Raw genomic sequence first — 19,484 nt, 5'->3', positions numbered from 1 at the left:
AAAGGATACTTATGATAAATATTTACGATAATGTCAATGCCGTTGCTGAGGATTTACGTGAGACAGCACAATACAAGACGCTTCGTGACGCAATTGCAACGGTTGATGGGGAACCTGAAGCAAAAGAAGTATTTTCACACTTCCAACAAGCACAGGGACAAATTAATCAAGCAATTCAAGCTGGCAGCGAACCTGATGAAAGTCAAATCGCAGAATGGCAAAAGATTGCGAATGAGATGGAAAAGTATGATTCACTAAAGAAGATGCTTGAAGCTGAAAAAGGTTTGAATCAATTGTTGATGGAAATCAACAATATCATTACAAAGCCTATTGCCGAATTGTACGGCCAAGACTAAAACTAGTACGATACTTGAGAAAGAGCGGGACAATGTAGCCTCGCTCTTTTTTTTGTAACGATTCTCAAATATAATAAGAATAAAAGTAAATAAAGGAGATCGATGACATGAAGTTTATTCATGCTGGTGACTTACATCTTGGTAATCCATTTGGTGGGTTATCAATTACACCAAGCTGGTTAAAAGAAAAACTACAAACTGCAACACAAATTGCAGTACATCGTTTAGTAGATGATGCTATTGTAGCTGCCGTAGACTTTGTGGTCTTAGCAGGTGATTCCTTCAATACGACAACCCCGGACGCACGGGCACAGTTAGATTTAATAAATGAATTACAGCGACTTGCTGATGCAAAAATTCAAGTCTATATTATTTTTGGTAACCATGATTTTGTGAATGATTGGCAGCGATTGCCAGCTTTTCCTGAAAATGTGACATTGTTTCCAGCTGATGTGACAACATATCACTTACAAACAGCAACACATGAAACTGTCGCTATCAGTGGCTTTTCTTATACGCAAAGGCACATATCGACGGATCAGGTTGTAAAATTCCCGGTAAAAGATACAACTGCTGATTGGCATATAGGGTTATATCATGGCGCTTTGGGTGAAGTCGGAGTTGGTGACTATGCACCCTTTAGTTTGCAAGCACTACAGCAAAAGCATTATGATTACTGGGCTTTAGGACATATTCATGTTCGTGAAACGTTACAGGAACGACCATTTATTGGTTATTCAGGTAGTATTCAAGGTTTAGATAAAACAGAAACCGGTTTTAAAGGGTATTACATGGTGGAAAGCCAAGACCATCAATTAGTCCCCACATTTACGCCCGTTGCGCCAATTACATGGGTAACTGAAAACATTCAGACTAATCGTGATTTGAATATGGTGGTGCAACAAGTACGTGAGCAATTTGCCTTTAAAGAGGAATTTGAATTAATTTCATTGCAAATTGAAACAAATCAGACAAATGTTTTATCAGCCATTACAAATCAACAATTATTAGCACAGTTTGTAGCGGCAGCTCAGCCGGATGATATGTTCTTTATTTATGAAGTTCAAGGAAAACCGCAGCAAGAAACAGTTGCCTTACCAGCAGTGGCAGATCAATACTGGTCATCAACTGTAGCGGATGTTTTTAATCTTGATGAATTACAACATTTAGGTTTAAAACAGGTAACTGACGGTGAAATTTTAGATTATTTTTTGAATGAACAAACTTTAGAAGAGCTAAAAGTGGCCGTTCAAACCCAGCTAAAAATATCACAGATAGGGGATCAAGACGATGTGGATTAAACAAGCACATATTGTCGGCTTTGGACAATTTAGTCAACGAACTTTTAATTTTGTTCAGGGATTACAGATTATTCAAGGATTGAATGAAGCAGGGAAAACGACGTTACATCAATTCTTATTTGATATGTTGTTTGGTTTTCCACAAGCTAAAGGTCGTAAAATTAACACGTATGAACCTTTAAATAAAGGACCTTACGGCGGCAGTATTCAATTTGAAGTTGATAATCAATTATACGAGTTAGAACGATTAGGACGAACCCAAACAACAACAACATTGACGGCAGTGGCTACAGGGCAAAAATTTGCTGATCCTGAAGCCATGCTAACGAAGTTGTTAGGACCAGTTGATCGTGAATTATATTTAGCGATTTTTAGTTTTGATCAAGAAGCATTAATGGCGATTTTTTCATTGAAACCAGATGATTTTGCATCTTATTTGCGAACACTGGCGACTCCTGGAGCGCAAGAGTGGTTGGATATTGCTAATCAATGGGAAAAGAATGCAACAGCTAAGTTTGGGACAACTAAGACTGCACATCGTGAGATTAATCAGTCTTTGGCACAGTTAAAGCAACAACGACAACAATTACAGGCTAACATTAGCCAACAGCCCTCATTAGACAAATTACAAACGGATGCTGAAAATCTAAAGCAGCGTTTAAATAGTCTGCGACAACGACAAGATCAGATTCAAGGCAAAATGACACATCAACAATCGCAGACACATTTGCTACCAATTTATCAACGTTGGCATAAAATTAAACAGCAAGTGCAAGCAGCAGGCGACTCCTTAGATTTGACAGTTGCAGATCAAGCTGAACGAGTACGGCAACAATTATCATCCTTAGATGAAATGATGGTTACAACCGCTATTACAAAGCAACAAGTTGCGGATGCTGATGAAGCCATTAACAAATTAGAAAAAATCAACCAGCAACAGGAAAAACTAACCACGCAACAAGCAGCTGCTATGCAAGCGCAACAGCAAATTTTAGAAAAGTATCATTGGCAACAATTACCACCAGTACTAACAGATGCACAAAAAACTAAACTGAATGGACAATCAGTTAAACCACAGGCAACTTCTGAAAACAAGAGTTTGTTGATTGCAGCGGTGGTTGGAGTGGTTCTGCTGATTATTGCGTTACTAAGCAAACATATCGTTATTGGGATTGTTTTGTTGATTATTTGTTTAGTAATTGGTTGGTGGCAAGGACAAAAGCAACACTCGCAATCACAGACAACGGTAACGGATGATTCATTACCAGCGGCTTATCAACAAATGTCTACAGCAGATATTTTGGCTTCACAAGCGGAAGTACAAAAGGTAAATGACTTGTTGTTGGCAACAAATCAATCGTTCCAAGACCAACAAGCAGCACTGTCTGAATTAGTCGATGTTAAGGTGTCTTTGAATTGGTTAGGTAAGGATTTATCAGTTGCAGAATATCGTCAGCGTTTGATGCAAGTTCACGTACAACAAGAAACAATGGGACAGCAACAATTGCAACGGTCAAACTTGCAACAAACATTGCAGGAATTGTATAAAAAATTAGGCGTTAAGGATGAAGGTGCACTACGTCAGCGACGGGATGCACAGCGTCAAGTAAATGACTTACGTCGTGAAGCAAGCATGTTAGAAGAACAGTTGCAAGGTGCTGATTTACATGAATTGGCAGCGCAAGACGCCATTAAGGATCAACCACAATCTACGTCGGATAATCAAGAAATGTTACAACGTATTCAACGTGAAAAAGCACAAGTAAATCAACAACTTGCCGAAATAAATGTACAATTGCAAAATTTGCAAACTGATACTTCTATTGAAAGTCAACAGCAAATGTTCGCTAACCAAGTAACGATGGTCAATCAACAATTAAAGCAATATTTTGTTGATCGCTTAGGTAGCGAATGGATTCGTCAGGCACTTAATGCGGCGATTATTGACCGTCTACCTAACTTATTAAAGCAAGCTAGTTCTTTATTTGCACGTTTAACGAATAATCATTACCAATCAGTTCAACAAACGAAAACTTTGTTGAAGGTTGTACGTGATGATCGTAAAGTTTTAGGCGTTAATCAGCTATCGAAAGGAACGGCTTCACAATTATATGTAGCATTAAGATTAGCTTTTGTGATGAACGTTTCTGAAACGTTACAATTACCATTATTAATTGATGATGCGTTTGTTGATTTTGATGATCAACGTCGTGAGACAATGATGAAAGTATTAGCTGAATTGGCAGCAGATAACCAACAAATCTTTTACTTTACTGGCCGTCAGAGTTCAGATGACAATGCAATTGCGTTAGTACGGCAATAAGAGGAGGAAATACTTTGACCAAAACATTAAAAGAATACCAATTAGATGAACGTGTTGATACGTTTGCGTTGTTAAAGTCAGTTGAAGTACGGATGACACAACAAGGCAAACGATACATGGCGTTGCAACTAGCTGATCGTTCAATGACGATTAAGGGGATGAAATGGGATGCAACGGAAGCTGAAGTATCCGAAATAAAAGCTGGTAAGGTCGTCCATATTCAAGCGGTTCGACAAGCTTACCAGGACAAACCACAATTGAAGGTGTTGTCGATTCGATTGACACAAGTTGGTGAACCGCAGGATCCAACTGATTTTGTGTCAGCAGCACCAATGCAAAAACAAGACATGGCCGAGGAAGTTTCAGCCATTATTTTGCAAATTACGAATGCTAATTGGCAAAGAATTGTTCGATATGTTTTAAATAAATATCATGATGCTTTTTTACAATTTCCGGCCGCCAAATCAAATCATCACGCATTTGCGGGTGGGTTAGCATACCACACATTGTCAATTGTTCATTTGGCACAAGCTGTCGTAAAGCAATATGAACAGGTAAATGCAAGTTTGTTATACGCTGCTGCGTTATTGCATGATTTGGGTAAGGTTATTGAATTATCAGGCCCCGTAGCAACACAGTACACAACAGCTGGTAGCTTGATTGGCCATATCGTCTTGGTTGATGAAGAGATTGTTTTGGCTGCTACAGAGTTAAAAATTGATTTACAGAGTGAAGATATGTTAGTTTTGCGTCATACTGTGTTGGCTCATCATGGTTTGATGGAATATGGTTCACCTGTTCGACCAATGATAAAGGAAGCCAATATTTTACATCAATTAGATGAGTTAGATGCTGGTATGCAGTCGTTTGATAATGCGCTTGAACAAACTAATCCTGGTGAATTTTCACCTCGTCAGTGGGCTTTAGACAACCGTAGCGTTTATAAACCAGAAAATATTAGTTTCAACAGTGAAACAGATTAGTAAATGAATTTTGTGATAACGTTTGCAAATTGTCTTTTTTTTAAATAGAATTAATAGTGAAGCAATTACAAAATATTTAAGATGTGAGAGGATATATTAATGGATTACCTAATCGGAGTTGACCTTGGAACAACGTCAACTAAAGTAGTCTTATTTGACACGAAGGGACATGTTGTCGCTAGTGCAAATAAAGGATATAAACTATACCGTGACGCACCAGATATGGCCGAAGAAGATTTAAATGAAATTTGGGAAGCCTTTACTGATGCTATGGCGCAAGTTACGCGTGTTGCTAAGGATGGTAAAATTTTGGGTGTATCATTTAGTTCAGCGATGCACTCTTTGATTGCCTTTGATGAAGATTGGCAACCATTAACGCGTGTTATCACATGGGCTGATGCACGTGCCGTTAAATATACAGAACAATTAAAGGCTAACGGTGTTGGTCAAGAAATTTACAGTAAGACTGGAACACCAATTCACCCAATGGCACCTTTGTCAAAGTTGCTTTGGTTGAAAGCAGAGCATGCTGATATTTACAATAAGGCAGCTCATTATCTAGGAATTAAGGAGTACTTGTTTAATCGTTTGTTCGGTGCAAACCGCATGGATTACTCAATTGCTTCAGGTACTGGATTATTCAACATTTTTGACCTAGAGTGGGATAAGCAAGCTTTGTCAGTTACTGGTGTTACTGCAGAACAATTGCCAGAACCAGTGGATCCATACACGATTGAAACTGGTATGAATAAGGCATATGCTGCCGAAATGGGCTTGGATATCGATACGCCATTTATTTATGGTGCTGGAGATGGTCCATTGTCAAACTTGGGTGTTAATGCTATTCAAAAGGGTGTTGCCGCTGTAACAATTGGTACATCAGGTGCTATTCGTGTTGTAACTGACGCACCTAAGATTGATCCAAAGGGACGTACATTTACATACGCACTTGATAAGGATCACTGGGTAGTTGGTGGACCCGTAAACAACGGTGGGGATGTCTTCCGTTGGGCTCGTGACAACATGTTTGATTCAGAGAAATCAACAGCCGAACTATTGGGAATTGATTCATATGACTTGCTAACAGAAATCGCATCTAAGATTCCAGCCGGTGCAGATGGTCTATTGTTCCACCCTTACCTTGGTGGAGAACGTGCCCCAATTTGGGACGCAAACGCACGTGGATCATTCTTCGGCTTGACGCACAATCATACTCGTGCACACATGGTTCGTGCCGTTCTTGAAGGTATTATTTTCAATATCTACATGGTTTCACTTGCTTTGGAAGAAGTTGTTGGTGATTTGACAGCCATTCAAGCTACGGGTGGTTTTGCTCGTTCACCTTTGTGGCGTCAAATGGCTGCAGATATCTTTGAGCAACCTGTTACTGTGCCAACAGCATTTGAATCAGGTGCGCTAGCTGCAACTGTTATGGCACAAAAGGCTTTGGGTCTTGTTGATAACTTAGAAGTTATCGGTGATATGATTGGTGAAGCTAATACTTACCAACCAAACCCTGATAACTATGAAGCTTATCGTGAATTGACACCAATCTTTATTCGTTTGTCACGTCAATTGCAAACAGAGTATTCAGCAATTGCTGATTACCAACGTAAGCACATTCAGAAATAAAATATTTAATATTTAAAATATAAAGCAGCTAAATTCTTGTTGAATTTAGCTGCTTTTTTAATATGAACATTTTTTTGGTAATGAAAATTATTTGTCATCAAAAAACGACCATGATATCGTATAACTAGTTAAATAAGGGAGTAGGTATTAATTAATGGGACAACAGTTACCTGAAAGTATTAAATCAGTCTGGCGATTGCAAGCATTATTGAATTTATTAATCGAAATTATTATTACGGTGGCACTATTTTGTGGCTTTTATTTTTTTAAGTGGCCAATGTGGATTGTAGTTATTATTGCGGTTATTTTTATTATTTGTTCAATTGGGGAGTTCATTTTGATATCGTATCGCTATCAATTTTGGCGTTACCAAATTTCAGATCACGATGTTGAAATTACAACAGGCTTCTTTATTCGTAAAACAACAGCTGTGCCAATTTTGCGTATTCAAGATGTTACCTTGTCAGCGGGACCACTATTGCAATTTAAAAAATTGCAGTCAGTCAAGATTCATACGGCAGCTGCGGTTCATGAAATTGGTGGTGTTGATCATCAGACGGCAACCAGATTAAAAACAAAAATTATGGATCTTGCAAAAGAGGAGGATGTTTATGACAGCTAAGCCAAAACATTTACATCCGGCGGCAATGATTGTTTTTTTGATTCAAGCTGTCAAAAATTGGTGGCTGCTATTGGTATTGGGAATTGCTAATCAATTATGGTGGTGGCTTTTAGGTGCAGTATGTTTAGAACTAGTCTTTGAAGTCATTCGGTATGTGACGTTTACTTATACGATTGGTGAACACGAGCTTGTGATTAAAAGTGGTTTAATTAATAAGCAGCAATCACATTTAACGTACCCTAAGATTCAAACTTTCCAAACAAAACAATGGTTTTTCATGAAACCTTTAGGGTTAGTGAGTTTAAAAATTGAAACTTCTGCACAAACTAATAATAGTGCTGAGGCTAATCTACCAGTAATTAGTATGGCCGAGGTCGAACAATTAGAAAAATTGAAGCAAAATGCAACAAATAATCCTATTATCTCTGAACAGGTAGCTGATAATGATGAAATAGAGTCGCAAAATCAGAATGAAAATATCAAGCAACGCTATCAAATTAAATGGCGTGACTTGAATTTATATGCTTTAACATCTTTTAGTATTGTGCCAATTTTATTAGGAATTAGTGTTGTTTATAATCGATTAGAAGATATTCTACCAGATGATTTTATGGCCAATATTGTTGAAAGTTTTGGTCAACAAACGAATCAGGTCATTTTTTGGGACATTATTATCGTGCTACTATTAGCAGTTCTTGCTTCATACTGTTTTATTGTGCAACGTTATTATCACTTTGAGATTACAACGCATGGTGAGCAGTTAACAACGCAAAAGGGATTTTTTCAAACTGATAGAGTGACCGTTCGTTTAAATCGAATTCAAGGTATTGTTTTTGTACAATCTTGGTTACGACAGTTACTACATTTGACGACAGTTCAAGCATTAGTTGCTGCTAATGCATCTGATAATGAAAAAAGTGGTGACGTAACTGTTATACCAGTTGCAGAATCCAAGGCGGCCCATGGGATAATACAGCGATTCGTGACGTGGTTACCTTTAGAGCATGTTGCATCAGCAAATTGGTTGCAAGCAAGTCGACGTGGTAAGTGGGCGATGATTCGTAATGTTGGATTACCTGCGTTGGTGATTAGCATCATTATCTGTATTTTATGGTGGCCGTATGGCATGATTTCATTGTTGTTACTACCATTAGCGTGGGCACTAGGCAGTTATGTTGGTCGCACAAATGGTGTGGGTATCTTAAAGCAGGATATGTTGCTTGTTCAGATTGGTCATTTCTTCGGTAAGAAAACGTATTATGTGCCAAAGAAAAATATCCAATCTTGTCAGGTTAAGCAAAGTATTTTTATGCGACGTACTACACTAGCACATTTAACGATTAGGGTACGTAACGGGGACGTCGAAACTGTACTCGAAGTTCGTTATTTACCACTGCGAGATGCAAATAAAATATATAAATGGTTTATAGGATAAGTCATCAAAAGTCCTGTATTCAGGAAAAAATGCTATAATATTCTTAGAGTATTATAACATTTTTATTATATTTTAATAAAAGCAGTAGGAGGGGCTTATGGTAATGGGTAATAAAAATCATTTGAACCGACTAATTTGGTTATTACCATTAGTGGTCTTTTTAAGTTTTGTAGTACCGAGTACAACAATTCGTGCGGAACAGACGGTTAAACGTATGGGGGTTGACGTTGCGTTAGATAAACAAGGAACGGCAACTTTTACTGAAAATTGGACGGTTACCGCTGATGAAGGTAGTGAAATTTATAAGACGATTAATTTGGTAGGACCACAAGAGTTATCTAATTATCAGGTTAGTATGGATGGTCATACATTTAAACGTGTAAGTACATGGGATCCTGATGCTGACAGAAAACAAAAAGCGTATCGCTATGGTCAAAACGAAGATGAACTGAATTGGGGAATTACCAAGTATGGTACGCATCACTATAAAATTCAGTATAAAGTGACTAATTTTGTTGAACAGACAAAAACCAAACAAATGATTGCTTGGCAATTTCTTAATAGAGATGTTGCCATTTCGCCACAGCATTTAACAATAAAGCTGCATGATAACAATAAAAGTTTTGCAGCCAATAAAGGTTATGGTATTTGGGGATTTGGTTTTGAAGGAAACACAAAGTTTAGTAAGGGTGATGTGTTAATTAAAAATACGAAACCTTTGGATGAAGATAATCGTGTCAAAATCATTATGAAACTGCCACGTCATACGTACGCAACTGCTAATAAATCTGAACGTTCATTTGATTCATATATAAAAGAAGCATTTAAGGGCAGCAACTTTGATTATGACAAATATAAGGCAGGTAAGACTGAGACAGAAAAATCATTTAGTTGGGATTGGTTATGGGACGTTGCATATGTGACACCACTTTTCATTGTTATTTACTTCGGTGTTAGAAGTGTTATCAAGAAAAGAAAGTATCAAAAATATTATCCAAGTTTAAGGAAATTAACCAAGGAAACACAAGGACAGTATGAACGCGAATTACCAACAAGTGACATTTGGCAAGCCTATTCCTTTATTGCCTCACTAGTTGATAAATATAAACTTGCTAAAAATTATTGTTCTGTCATGGTATTAAGTTTGATGAAACGTAACCTAATTACCTTATCTGAGGTGGATGATGAGACGGTTATACATCTTAATGACACATCAAATTCTGAACAATTGCCATCAGGTTTGGCGAAGTTTTATGACATTTTACAAACAGCTGCAGAAGATGGCGAAGTAACAAATGAAATGTTAGCTAATTATTTTAAAGATGATTTTGAATCTTCGCAGGAAATTTGGCGTCTGCTCCTAATTAATAGTAATGATTATGGTGAGCAACATAATCTTATTTATCCTATCAATCAGTATCAGACAAATAAGAAAAGTGAAACTAAGGCAAATAAGTATGCGCAAATTCATAACGGCAGTGCTTTAACACCTGATGGTTTGGCCGTTCGTAAAGATTTTGTTCGATTGAAAAATTATTTACAAGATTTTACGTTATTAGAAGAGCGTACACCTAAAGAGGTCGGTTTGTGGGATGATTTGATGTTAGCGGCAGCAGCATTAGGCATTGCTGAACAAGTTGCAACTGACTTGGAAAAAATTTATCCAACATACCGTGAAGAAAGTATCTACTATCAGTCAGCTACTGATCCGTTCCACTATGCTTACGCCTTTAGCACACAGTCACTAATGAGTGACTCTGATAGCAGTGGTAGTGGTGGATCTACCAGTTTCGGTGGTGGTGGAAGCTTTGGTGGCGGTTCCGGTGGCGGTGGTTTCCGTTAGCGATAACACACTATATTGTTACAAAAGTAGGTAAATAAAGGGGGAATTTAGATGGTTTGGATTATTATTATCGTGCTTGTTGTATTAATAGTTGGTTGGTTGATTGCTATTTACAATAATTTGATAAAGTTACGAGAAAATGTGCGTAATGCAATGGGCCAGATTGCAGCACAGGTTGAGAGTCGTTGGGATGCCATTACTAATCTAATGCAAGCAACACAGAAGTATCAATCATATGAACAAGAGACGTTAGAAAAAATTGTTAACGCACGAACAAGTGTGACAGATCATGCATCAGTGTCAGACATTGATGATGACCAGCAACAATTTGCAAGTGTCTTAGGGGTTGTGAATGCACTAGCTGAGCAATACCCAGATTTAAAAGCTAGTGGTGTGTACCAACAGACCATGACAGCTGTTGATGAATTTGAGAATAAAGTTCGTTTATCACGAATGGTTTACAACGATACCGTGACGAAACTTAATCGAGCAATTCAAATTTTTCCTAACTTTTTAATTGCTGGACCAATGGGCTTTACCAAGGAAACGTACTTTAAGAACACTGAAGGAAAGCAGGAAATGCCACAATGGGAGCAAAAAAACTAAAAAAATATGGTATTTTGACGAGTATTCTCTCGTTAATGGTATTTTTCTTAGTATTTCTGCCTAAGGTAGCGGCTGATCAGACTGTTAATAGTATGAATATTAATGTTGCGTTAGATGAACAAGGAACGGCAACTTTTACTGAAAATTGGTCAGTCACCGCTGATGAAGGTAGCGAAATATATAAGACGATTAAATTAGTAGGACCACAACAGTTATCCGATTATCAGGTTAGTATGGATGGTCAGACATTTAAACGAGTGAATACTTGGGATACCGATGCTGACAGACAACAAAAAGCATATCGTTATGGTCAAAATGGTGATGAATTGAATTGGGGAATCACTAAGTATGGAACACATCATTACACAATTAAATATAAGATAGCGAATTTTGTCGAACAAACCAAAACTAAGCAGATGATTGCTTGGCAGTTTTTAAATAAAGATGTTGAAATCGCACCGGATCATATAAAGGTAACAGTCAGTGACCCAAGTCATCCGCTATCAGTCGATAATGGCTATGGTATTTGGGCTTTCGGATTTGAGGGAAAGACCGCTTTTAAGAATGGTCAAGCGACGATGCGCAGCACGACAGCAACTACTGAAGACGATTATGTGAAAATGATTGTGCAGATTCCTAAGAATACTTATCAAACAGCGTATAAAACAACACGTAGTTTTGATTCGTATATGAAGGAAGCGTTTAAGGGCAGTGATTACGATTATCACGATTATAAAAATGGTGAAACCATTGGTAATGATAAAGGGGTCAGAATTGCTTATATAGTGATTGCTATTATCGGTATTGGCTTCTTTGGCATCATATTCTGTTTCTTTAATAGTTATCGCACGTATCGTAAATACTACCCAAAGATGACGACATTACAAAAACAGACTAAGCAAGAATATTATCGTGAAATACCAACAAAGAGTATTTATAATACGTATGTTTTCTTTAACGCCTTGTTACCGGCGACTTCGGTACTAGATAATTTCTTAACAGTGGCATTGTTACAATTGCTCAAAGATGGTCAAATTGTCATGCAAGATGAGCCAAGAAAACATGGCAAAGATCGGGCACAATTTGTATTGACTGATAAGGCTTTGGCAGATGATGCGCCTGCACCAATTAAGAAGTTTTATCAGATAATGACTGAAGCAGCTACTGATGGTGTTGTCACGCAGAAGGCTTTGGCAAAGTATTTGAATGGCGACAGTAAGCGTCATCGTCAATTAACCAAAGCTTATACAAGATATAGTCGTGAATATGGTGAAAGTCATAATCTAATTTATGCTAAGAAAACGAAACGCACTAAAACAGGTGATCGTAAGCGTGACCGTGCCAATAAAATGGCATCTTGGCTCGTTGATTTTCAAATGAAACCTGCCGGGGAAGAAGTTGAAAAAAACCTGGCACGTTTAAAGAACTATTTGCAAGAGTTTACCTTATTAGATGAACGAACACCACAAGAGGTTGGTTTGTGGGATGAATTGATGATTGCAGCAGCAGCTTTTGGTATTTTAGAGGAAGTGGCTGATCAATTGGAGCAAGTTTACCCTAATTACAGACAGGATAGTGTATACTACTACGGTTCGCTACATCCGTTTGTGAGTGTTAGTCACTTTAGTAGTACAGTAGCAACTCAAACGCGTTCTTCCGGTGGCGGTGGATCAACCAGTTCCGGCGGTGGCGGTAGCTTTGGTGGTGGATCCGGCGGTGGCGGTTTCCGTTAAAATAATTAAAATGTGAAGAAAGGATGACTATTTTATGAAATAAATGGTCATTCTTTACTATATTTGTTGTGTTTAGTTCGTGAAAAGGTGTACAATAATTTGGTTGAGTAATCGCTTACAATTTCATGTATGCGAAAAAAATTTTTGATTGTAGAGGTTAGTAGATATGTTTACTATGCTAACAGGATTGACGATTGACAAGTCAACAGGACTATATCAATGGTTAATGAGTGGCTTTAACGTTTGGCCATTTTTGATTTTGATATTAGGTATTGCTGTTTTGTTATTCTTCATCCTAAAGATGAACGTTAATACTTTCGTAGCATTAATTATTACATCTATTTTAGTTGCACTTGGCTTGGGAATGAATCCAGCCGGTATTGCCGATGCCTTAAAGGATGGTATTGGTGGTACGATGGGGGAGCTGATCATTGTCTTTGGATTTGGTTCAATGATTGGACGTTTGGTATCTGATTCAGGTGGATCATACCGAATTGCCACAACTTTAATTAACAAATTTGGTAAGAAACGTTTGCAGTGGGCTGTTGCCGGAGCATCGTTTATTATTGGAATTTCGTTGTTATTCGAAGTTGGTTTGGTTGTCTTGATTCCGATTGTTTTCACAATTGCGCTTGAGGCTGAAGTTCCTTTGCTTTATCTAGGTATCCCAATGGCTGCAGCTTTGTCAGCAGCTCAAGGATTCTTGCCACCACAGCCATCACCAACGGCTGTTACCAACATTTTGGGTGCCAACATCGGTATCGTTTTGATGTATGGTATTGTGGTTGCCATTGTCGCAATGTTAGTTGCCGGTCCTTTGTTTACACGAGTTATTCAAAAGATTGAACCTAAGGCATTTAAGATCACTAAGAAATTGGATGCTATTGGTGAAGTTAAGCACTTTAAGTTGGAAGATACACCATCATTTGGAATGGCAATTTTGACATCATTGATGCCTGTGTTCTTCATGCTTATTTCAACCATTTACACTTTAACGGTTAATGGTGGTAAGCAAGTTTATTCAGGTAAGATTGGTGACGAAGCTTGGCAAGCAATGACGCATGCCGCACAAAGTGGTTATATTACTGACCCATCAGTCTTAGATAAGATTATCGCAATGTTTGGAAACCCAGTTGTAGCGATGGTTATCGCAATGGCATTTGCCATCTGGTCAATGGGGCCAAAGCAAGGGCGTACGATGGGTGAAGTTGGTGACTCAATGAGCAACGCCTTAAAGTCAATTGCTAACTTGTTGATGGTTATCGCTGGTGGGGCTGCATTTAAGGGTATCTTAACTGCTGGTGGTATCTCTGATGCTATCGCTGCAGCCTTCTCACACACATCACTTTCACCAATTATTTTTGCTTGGTTGATTGCGATTATCTTACGTGTATCTGTTGGATCAGCAACGGTTGCTGGTTTGACAACTGCCGGAATTGTTGCACCATTGGTTGCTAGTCAATCAGCTGTTAACCCAGCCTTTGTTGTTTTGGCAATTGGTGCCGGTTCTGTTGGTATCTCACACGTTAATGATGCGGGATTCTGGATGTTCAAGGAGTTCTTCGACTTGGATGTACCACAAACTTTGAAGATTTGGACAGTTCTAGAAACATTAATTTCTGTTGTGGGATTAATTGTAATTCTAATTTTGTCAGCTATCTTCTCATAATTATTAATCAACCGTTATCATGGGCAAAAGACTCTGATAACGGTTTTTTACTATAAGGTTTTTTAAATACGTGATAGAAAAGCTGGTAACTCAAAGTTGGTAAGTTTATACTTGAAAACGATTGCTTATATAAGTAGTAGATAATTTAAATGAAAGCGAAAATACAAATAAGGTGTTTTCATTAGAGTAGGTACCTTTGTGTTTACAAAAGAAATTCAAAAAGGGGTGTTTGTACATGTGTTACCAACGCAACAATTTGCAACAACCCACATTGCGATAAACTTTACGCAACAATTAAATCAAGAAACGTTGGATGGTCGTGTGCTAGCAAGCAATATGCTTGAAACAGCATCAAAAAAATATGACTCACAAACTAAATTATCACAAGTTTTAAATGAAATGATGGGAGCCGCCTTCGGTACTGAGGTCTTTAAAATTGGGCAACTTCATACAGTTAGATTACAGCTTAATTTAGTGCATGATAGTTTTGCACATAGTGAAAATACATTGTTAAATGAAGGCTTTAACTTTTTAAATGAAGTTATTAATAGTCCTATGGGGAATAAAGCGGATGGTTTCACAGCGGTCATATTTAATCGGCAAAAAGAAATTGCCTTAGATGAAATCGCAGGTTTGAAAGAAGATAAACCGTTTTATGCTTTGCGCCAAGCTTTAAATGCTTATTATGGGACTAGTGTGCAAGCATCGCCAGCATTTGGAACAGCTGAAAAAATAACAAACGTGACGCCGCAAACGGCATGGCAAATTTGGCAAAATAGTGTCGCTGGTGATCGCATTGATATCGTGGTTGTTGGGGATGTTAATCGGGATGAGGTATTTACGTTAGCACAAATGCTAAATTTTGTACCACGGACAATTAGGCTAGAAGCACATTATCATCAAGCTTTATTACCACAGGTTAACAAAATTACGGCAGTTGATGATGTTGTGCAAGCACGTTTGGTGTTAGGTTATGTATTACCTGCACAAGCAGGTGAACATGCTATTGCAACTGTTTTTAATGGTATTTTTGGTAGTTTAGCTAATTCACGTCTATTATTAAATGTGCGTGAAAAGTCAGGACTTGTTTATGGTATTTCGTCTGATTATAATCCTTATACTGATTTGTTATTAGTTGAAGCTGGGGTTGATCAGACGAATTTGACACTTACTGTGGCTAAGGTCAATGAAGAATTACAGCGATTACAACAAACGTTAGTCTCTGACGAAGAATTGAAAATTGCAAAACAGCTGATTAAAAATGCTTATACGATGACATTAGACCAACCATTATATTTAGCTGATCGAGTATATAATCAACAATTATTACAAAAAGTCATGAGCACTGAAGAGTTTTTGCAATGTATTGATGACGTAACTGCAACTCAAATTCGTGATTTTGCGAAAAAAGCAATTTGGCAATTACATTATGAAATGGTTGGAGGAAAATAAAATGGCTAATAAAACGCATGATTTTTTACCGGTTGAACATCATATTACGCTAGATAATGGATTACATGTTCATTTATTACCACGACCTGAATTTCATCAAATTGTTGGTGTAGTCGGTGTTGATTATGGTGCGCGTGATAGTTCGTTTATGCAAAATGATAAAAAAGTGACACAACCAGCAGGAATTGCGCATTTTGTTGAACATCGCTTGTTTGCACAACCAGATCATGATGCGTTTGCTCGTTTAAGTGATCTTGGTGCAATGGCAAATGCGTTTACAACACAAACTCGTACTAGTTACTATGTCGCAACAGCTGTGGATAATTGGGCGCCACTACAGGAACTACTAACTTTTACGCAAGAGCCTTATTTTGATTTGCCATCAGTTCAACGTGAGCAAGAAATTATTACGCAAGAGATTGATATGTATGAAGATGATATTAACTCGCGTGTTTACCGTATGATTTTAGCACGTTTATATCCAGGCGATCCGCTTGGTTTAGATATTGCAGGAACGGCTGAATCTGTTCACCAAATTACACCGGAACAGTTAAACTTCGCGTTTGCAGCTTTTTATCAACCACAAAACATGGATGTTGTCGTTACGGGTGCCTTTGATGAACAAAAAATGTTAGCATTCATTAAACAATCACCAGCAGGACAACGTAAAAGCGAACAGTTGGTTACTAAAATTACACCCACTTTACAACCAATTAATACAGATACTTTGGAACTAGAATTACCAGTTGCTCGTAATAAAGTCGTATTAGGACAGCGTTGGGAATTAGATTTTGACACAATGAATCGACGGGACATATTAAAAACGGCGATTGTCGGTAGTTTAGCGATTGATTTGGTCTTTGGTGATTTTTCACCTGTTTATATGACGTGGTATAATGATGGCCTAATAGATGATAATTTTAGCGCAGAATTTGATACAGAACGTCAATTTGCTTATATTACAGTTGTGGCAGATACGGCAGAACCTACGGAAGTGGTCGATCAAGTTTCATATATATTGGCTAATTTGGTAGACGAAGTAACTAAGTTACAAGCTTATTTTGAATTAGTAAAGAATGGCATGCTGAGTCGGTTAATTAATAAGCTAAATGAATTAGAGGAAATTGCGATTCGTTTTGAAGGTCAAACGTTTGATGATGCAACATTACAAGTTGAAATTGCGACCCTTCAAGCATTAACATTTACCGATATGTTAGCGGTTTTGAAAACAATACCGGCTAGTGATATTGCCAGCATAATCATTCGTTCGGATATGACAGAATTATGTTAAAATAAATAAGAATGCAATTATAATTATTATGCTAAATTTAAAAAGTTAGGATGAGATATTTATGAACGAGGAACGCAACAGCACGATTGGACAAGAGCTCCAACAGGCTCGTCTTGATAAAGGTTTGTCATTAGATGATATTCAACAATCAACAAAAATTCAAAAACGTTATTTAGCAGCAATTGAAAGTGGCCAATTTGATCAATTACCAGGTGCTTTCTATGAGCGTGCGTTTGTGCGACAATATGCAACAGCTGTCGGTTTAGATGCGGTTGCTTTCATGAAAAAATATGAGAATGAAGAAGAAACACCTGCAGAACCCGATTTAAGTGCTGCACGAGTTGACGCTGATAATGTTACCCGTACTGGCATGCACCAACCTGAAGAGACAGTAGCTGATAAAACGCGTAATATGATGCCTAAAATTATCATTGGGGTCGTTATTATTGCCATTATTGCCATTATTTGGGCAGTTATATCTTCCTTTGCTGGTTCTGCTAAGGAAGAGTCAAAGCAACAGTCAAATGTTTCAGTTTCAACATCAAAGGTTGTTGAAAAGTCTTCTTCAAAGTCATCTAAAACGACAGCATCATCTGTTAAGTCAGATAAGTCATCATCAAAGACGGCTTCTGCAAAGTCATCATCTGAAAAGAAGCCTGCTAAAGCTGGTAAGATTGACCTAGGTACTGGAGAAGTTAGTGGTGCTGCTATTAACTATGGTTCAGTCAAGGTGCCAAACAAGGCAGTGAAAATGCAATTAAAGGCTGTTGATGGCTCATCATGGATGCAAGTTAGCGATGCTTCAGGCAAGGTTCTATGGAATGGTACAGTAGAGGATAAGGATACGCAAGAAGTTGAGATTCCAGAAACTGCAACTGGTGTAGTTGTCTCAATTGGTAATGCATTAGCAACGCAAGTATCATTGAATAACCAAAAAGTTGATTTGCAATCACAAAATGCTAGTGTATGGCGTTTGGGCATGACTTTTACACGATAAAATATAGGAGTAATTAAGAAAATGAATTTACCTAATAAACTAACTGTATTTCGAATTATTTTGATACCAGTGTTTATGTTGTTATTGTCGTTACCACTTGATTGGGGTACGATAACATTTGCTGGTGCAACTTTGCCAGTAACACATTTAGTTGGCGCAATTATCTTTATTGTTGCTTCACTAACAGATTTGGCTGATGGTAAGATTGCACGTAAGCAACACCTAGTAACAAATTTTGGTAAATTTGCTGATCCATTAGCTGATAAGTTGTTGGTTATGACAGCTTTGATTTACTTTGTTGCATTTGGTTGGGTACCAGCTTGGATGGTTGCAATTATTGTTATTCGTGAACTAGCCATTACTGGTTTGCGTACTTTGATTGTTGAAAACAATGGGAAGGTATTGGCTGCTGCCATGCCTGGAAAGATTAAGACGATGTCACAAATGATTTCAATTTCTTTCTTCTTGTTGCATGACATGATCTTTGCAGCAGTAAATATTCCATTCGCAATGATTATGATGTGGATTGCTTTGATTGCAACAATTTACTCAGGTATTGATTACTTCTACAAGAATCGTGAAGTATTCTCAGATGGTTTTAAATAAAAATTTTTAAAATAATATTGAGGTTAAGGCTTTTGTTCGTCTTAGCCTCATTTTTGTTCTATACTAATAAAGGACATTTTTACTAAATTATGCCTCTTTATTTGCTGGAAAGGAGATTGACCATGCAACAACAATTAGTTGGTCAAACGTTAATTGCTAAAGATCAAACAATTACCTCTGCGGAATCGCTGACAGCGGGGTTATTTGCGGCAACATTAGCGGAAGTTAGTGGGATATCAGCAGTGTTACCAGGTGCATTTGTGACCTACGCACCGACAGCTAAAACACAGTTAGTTGATGTTCCTAAAGAAATGATTGATACTTATGGGGTTGTTTCTGGCCAGGTAGCGAAGGCGATGGCAATGGGAGCAAAAAATAAATTAAACACTGATTGGGCAATTAGTTTTACTGGTGTTGCTGGTCCTGATGCATTAGAAAATCATCCGGCAGGAACTGTTTTTATTGGTGTTGCGACCCCTATGGGGACTGCTTTAGCGCAGGAGTACCATTTTAAAGGTAATCGTCAGTCAGTTCGTGAGGCAAGTGTTGCAGCCGGATTTGATTGGTTAGCAACATTATTAGTATAAGAAACAACAAATGGTTAAACGTTGAAAAAGCGTGTTGATTAGTTTATA

General features: G+C 37.8%; 16 protein-coding genes. All 16 read left to right on the top strand.

What is annotated here, in order from left to right; all coding sequences use genetic code 11:
- Window positions 1-11 precede the first annotated feature (11 nt).
- The 16 genes from GA0061074_RS02085 to GA0061074_RS02010 all read left to right on the top strand — a co-directional run bounded on the left by GA0061074_RS02085 (window position 12) and on the right by GA0061074_RS02010 (window position 19,436).
- Window positions 12-356 carry a YlbF family regulator gene (locus GA0061074_RS02085; protein ID WP_092461449.1) on the top strand — a complete coding sequence of 115 codons (345 nt, stop codon included), beginning with the start codon at window positions 12-14 and terminating at the stop codon, window positions 354-356.
- A gap of 107 nt (window positions 357-463) precedes the next feature.
- The gene (locus GA0061074_RS02080; protein ID WP_092461448.1) at window positions 464-1,657 is read left to right on the top strand and encodes a metallophosphoesterase family protein; all 1,194 of its coding nucleotides are present in this window, start codon (window positions 464-466) and stop codon (window positions 1,655-1,657) included.
- The gene (locus GA0061074_RS02075; protein ID WP_092461447.1) at window positions 1,647-3,980 is read left to right on the top strand and encodes an ATP-binding protein; all 2,334 of its coding nucleotides are present in this window, start codon (window positions 1,647-1,649) and stop codon (window positions 3,978-3,980) included. The genes GA0061074_RS02080 and GA0061074_RS02075 overlap by 11 nt, the downstream gene beginning before the upstream one ends.
- Before the next feature lie 14 nt (window positions 3,981-3,994).
- On the top strand, window positions 3,995-4,963 hold the full coding sequence (locus GA0061074_RS02070) for a 3'-5' exoribonuclease YhaM family protein (protein ID WP_092461446.1): 969 nt from the start codon (window positions 3,995-3,997) through the stop codon (window positions 4,961-4,963).
- Between the two features lie 99 nt (window positions 4,964-5,062).
- Window positions 5,063-6,595: a gluconokinase gene (gntK, locus tag GA0061074_RS02065; protein ID WP_092461445.1), complete on the top strand. Its 1,533-nt coding sequence runs from the start codon at window positions 5,063-5,065 to the stop codon at window positions 6,593-6,595.
- 154 nt (window positions 6,596-6,749) lie between these two features.
- Window positions 6,750-7,217 carry a PH domain-containing protein gene (locus GA0061074_RS02060; RefSeq protein WP_092461444.1) on the top strand — a complete coding sequence of 156 codons (468 nt, stop codon included), beginning with the start codon at window positions 6,750-6,752 and terminating at the stop codon, window positions 7,215-7,217.
- On the top strand, window positions 7,207-8,652 hold the full coding sequence (locus GA0061074_RS02055) for a PH domain-containing protein (RefSeq protein ID WP_159426641.1): 1,446 nt from the start codon (window positions 7,207-7,209) through the stop codon (window positions 8,650-8,652). The genes GA0061074_RS02060 and GA0061074_RS02055 overlap by 11 nt, the downstream gene beginning before the upstream one ends.
- A gap of 103 nt (window positions 8,653-8,755) precedes the next feature.
- Window positions 8,756-10,495: a DUF2207 family protein gene (locus GA0061074_RS02050; protein ID WP_159426640.1), complete on the top strand. Its 1,740-nt coding sequence runs from the start codon at window positions 8,756-8,758 to the stop codon at window positions 10,493-10,495.
- A gap of 51 nt (window positions 10,496-10,546) precedes the next feature.
- Window positions 10,547-11,101, top strand: a complete 555-nt coding sequence (locus GA0061074_RS02045; protein WP_092461441.1) for a LemA family protein — start codon at window positions 10,547-10,549, stop codon at window positions 11,099-11,101.
- The gene (locus GA0061074_RS02040; protein ID WP_092461440.1) at window positions 11,083-12,834 is read left to right on the top strand and encodes a DUF2207 family protein; all 1,752 of its coding nucleotides are present in this window, start codon (window positions 11,083-11,085) and stop codon (window positions 12,832-12,834) included. Before GA0061074_RS02045 ends, GA0061074_RS02040 begins: the two co-directional genes overlap by 19 nt.
- Before the next feature lie 166 nt (window positions 12,835-13,000).
- Window positions 13,001-14,503 carry a gluconate:H+ symporter gene (locus GA0061074_RS02035; RefSeq protein ID WP_092461439.1) on the top strand — a complete coding sequence of 501 codons (1,503 nt, stop codon included), beginning with the start codon at window positions 13,001-13,003 and terminating at the stop codon, window positions 14,501-14,503.
- A 198-nt stretch (window positions 14,504-14,701) separates the two neighbouring features.
- On the top strand, window positions 14,702-15,955 hold the full coding sequence (yfmF, locus tag GA0061074_RS02030) for an EF-P 5-aminopentanol modification-associated protein YfmF (protein WP_092461438.1): 1,254 nt from the start codon (window positions 14,702-14,704) through the stop codon (window positions 15,953-15,955).
- Window position 15,956: 1 nt separating this feature from the next.
- Window positions 15,957-17,246 (top strand): EF-P 5-aminopentanol modification-associated protein YfmH, encoded by a 1,290-nt coding sequence (gene yfmH / locus GA0061074_RS02025; protein WP_240005836.1) that lies wholly within the window; start codon window positions 15,957-15,959, stop codon window positions 17,244-17,246.
- 61 nt (window positions 17,247-17,307) lie between these two features.
- A complete protein-coding gene (locus GA0061074_RS02020; RefSeq protein ID WP_092461436.1) occupies window positions 17,308-18,243 on the top strand; it encodes a helix-turn-helix domain-containing protein in 936 nt (311 codons plus the stop codon).
- A 21-nt stretch (window positions 18,244-18,264) separates the two neighbouring features.
- Window positions 18,265-18,849, top strand: a complete 585-nt coding sequence (gene pgsA, locus GA0061074_RS02015) for a CDP-diacylglycerol--glycerol-3-phosphate 3-phosphatidyltransferase (protein ID WP_092461435.1) — start codon at window positions 18,265-18,267, stop codon at window positions 18,847-18,849.
- A 122-nt stretch (window positions 18,850-18,971) separates the two neighbouring features.
- Complete coding sequence (locus GA0061074_RS02010) at window positions 18,972-19,436, top strand: nicotinamide-nucleotide amidohydrolase family protein (RefSeq protein ID WP_092461434.1); 465 nt, start codon at window positions 18,972-18,974, stop codon at window positions 19,434-19,436.
- Window positions 19,437-19,484: the final 48 nt, after the last annotated feature.

Source organism: Weissella bombi (genome assembly GCF_900094835.1).
In the GTDB taxonomy this organism is placed as follows: domain Bacteria; phylum Bacillota; class Bacilli; order Lactobacillales; family Lactobacillaceae; genus Weissella; species Weissella bombi.
The sequence above is the reverse complement of the archived record's forward strand: the minus strand, read 5'-3'. Positions and strand labels throughout refer to the sequence as shown.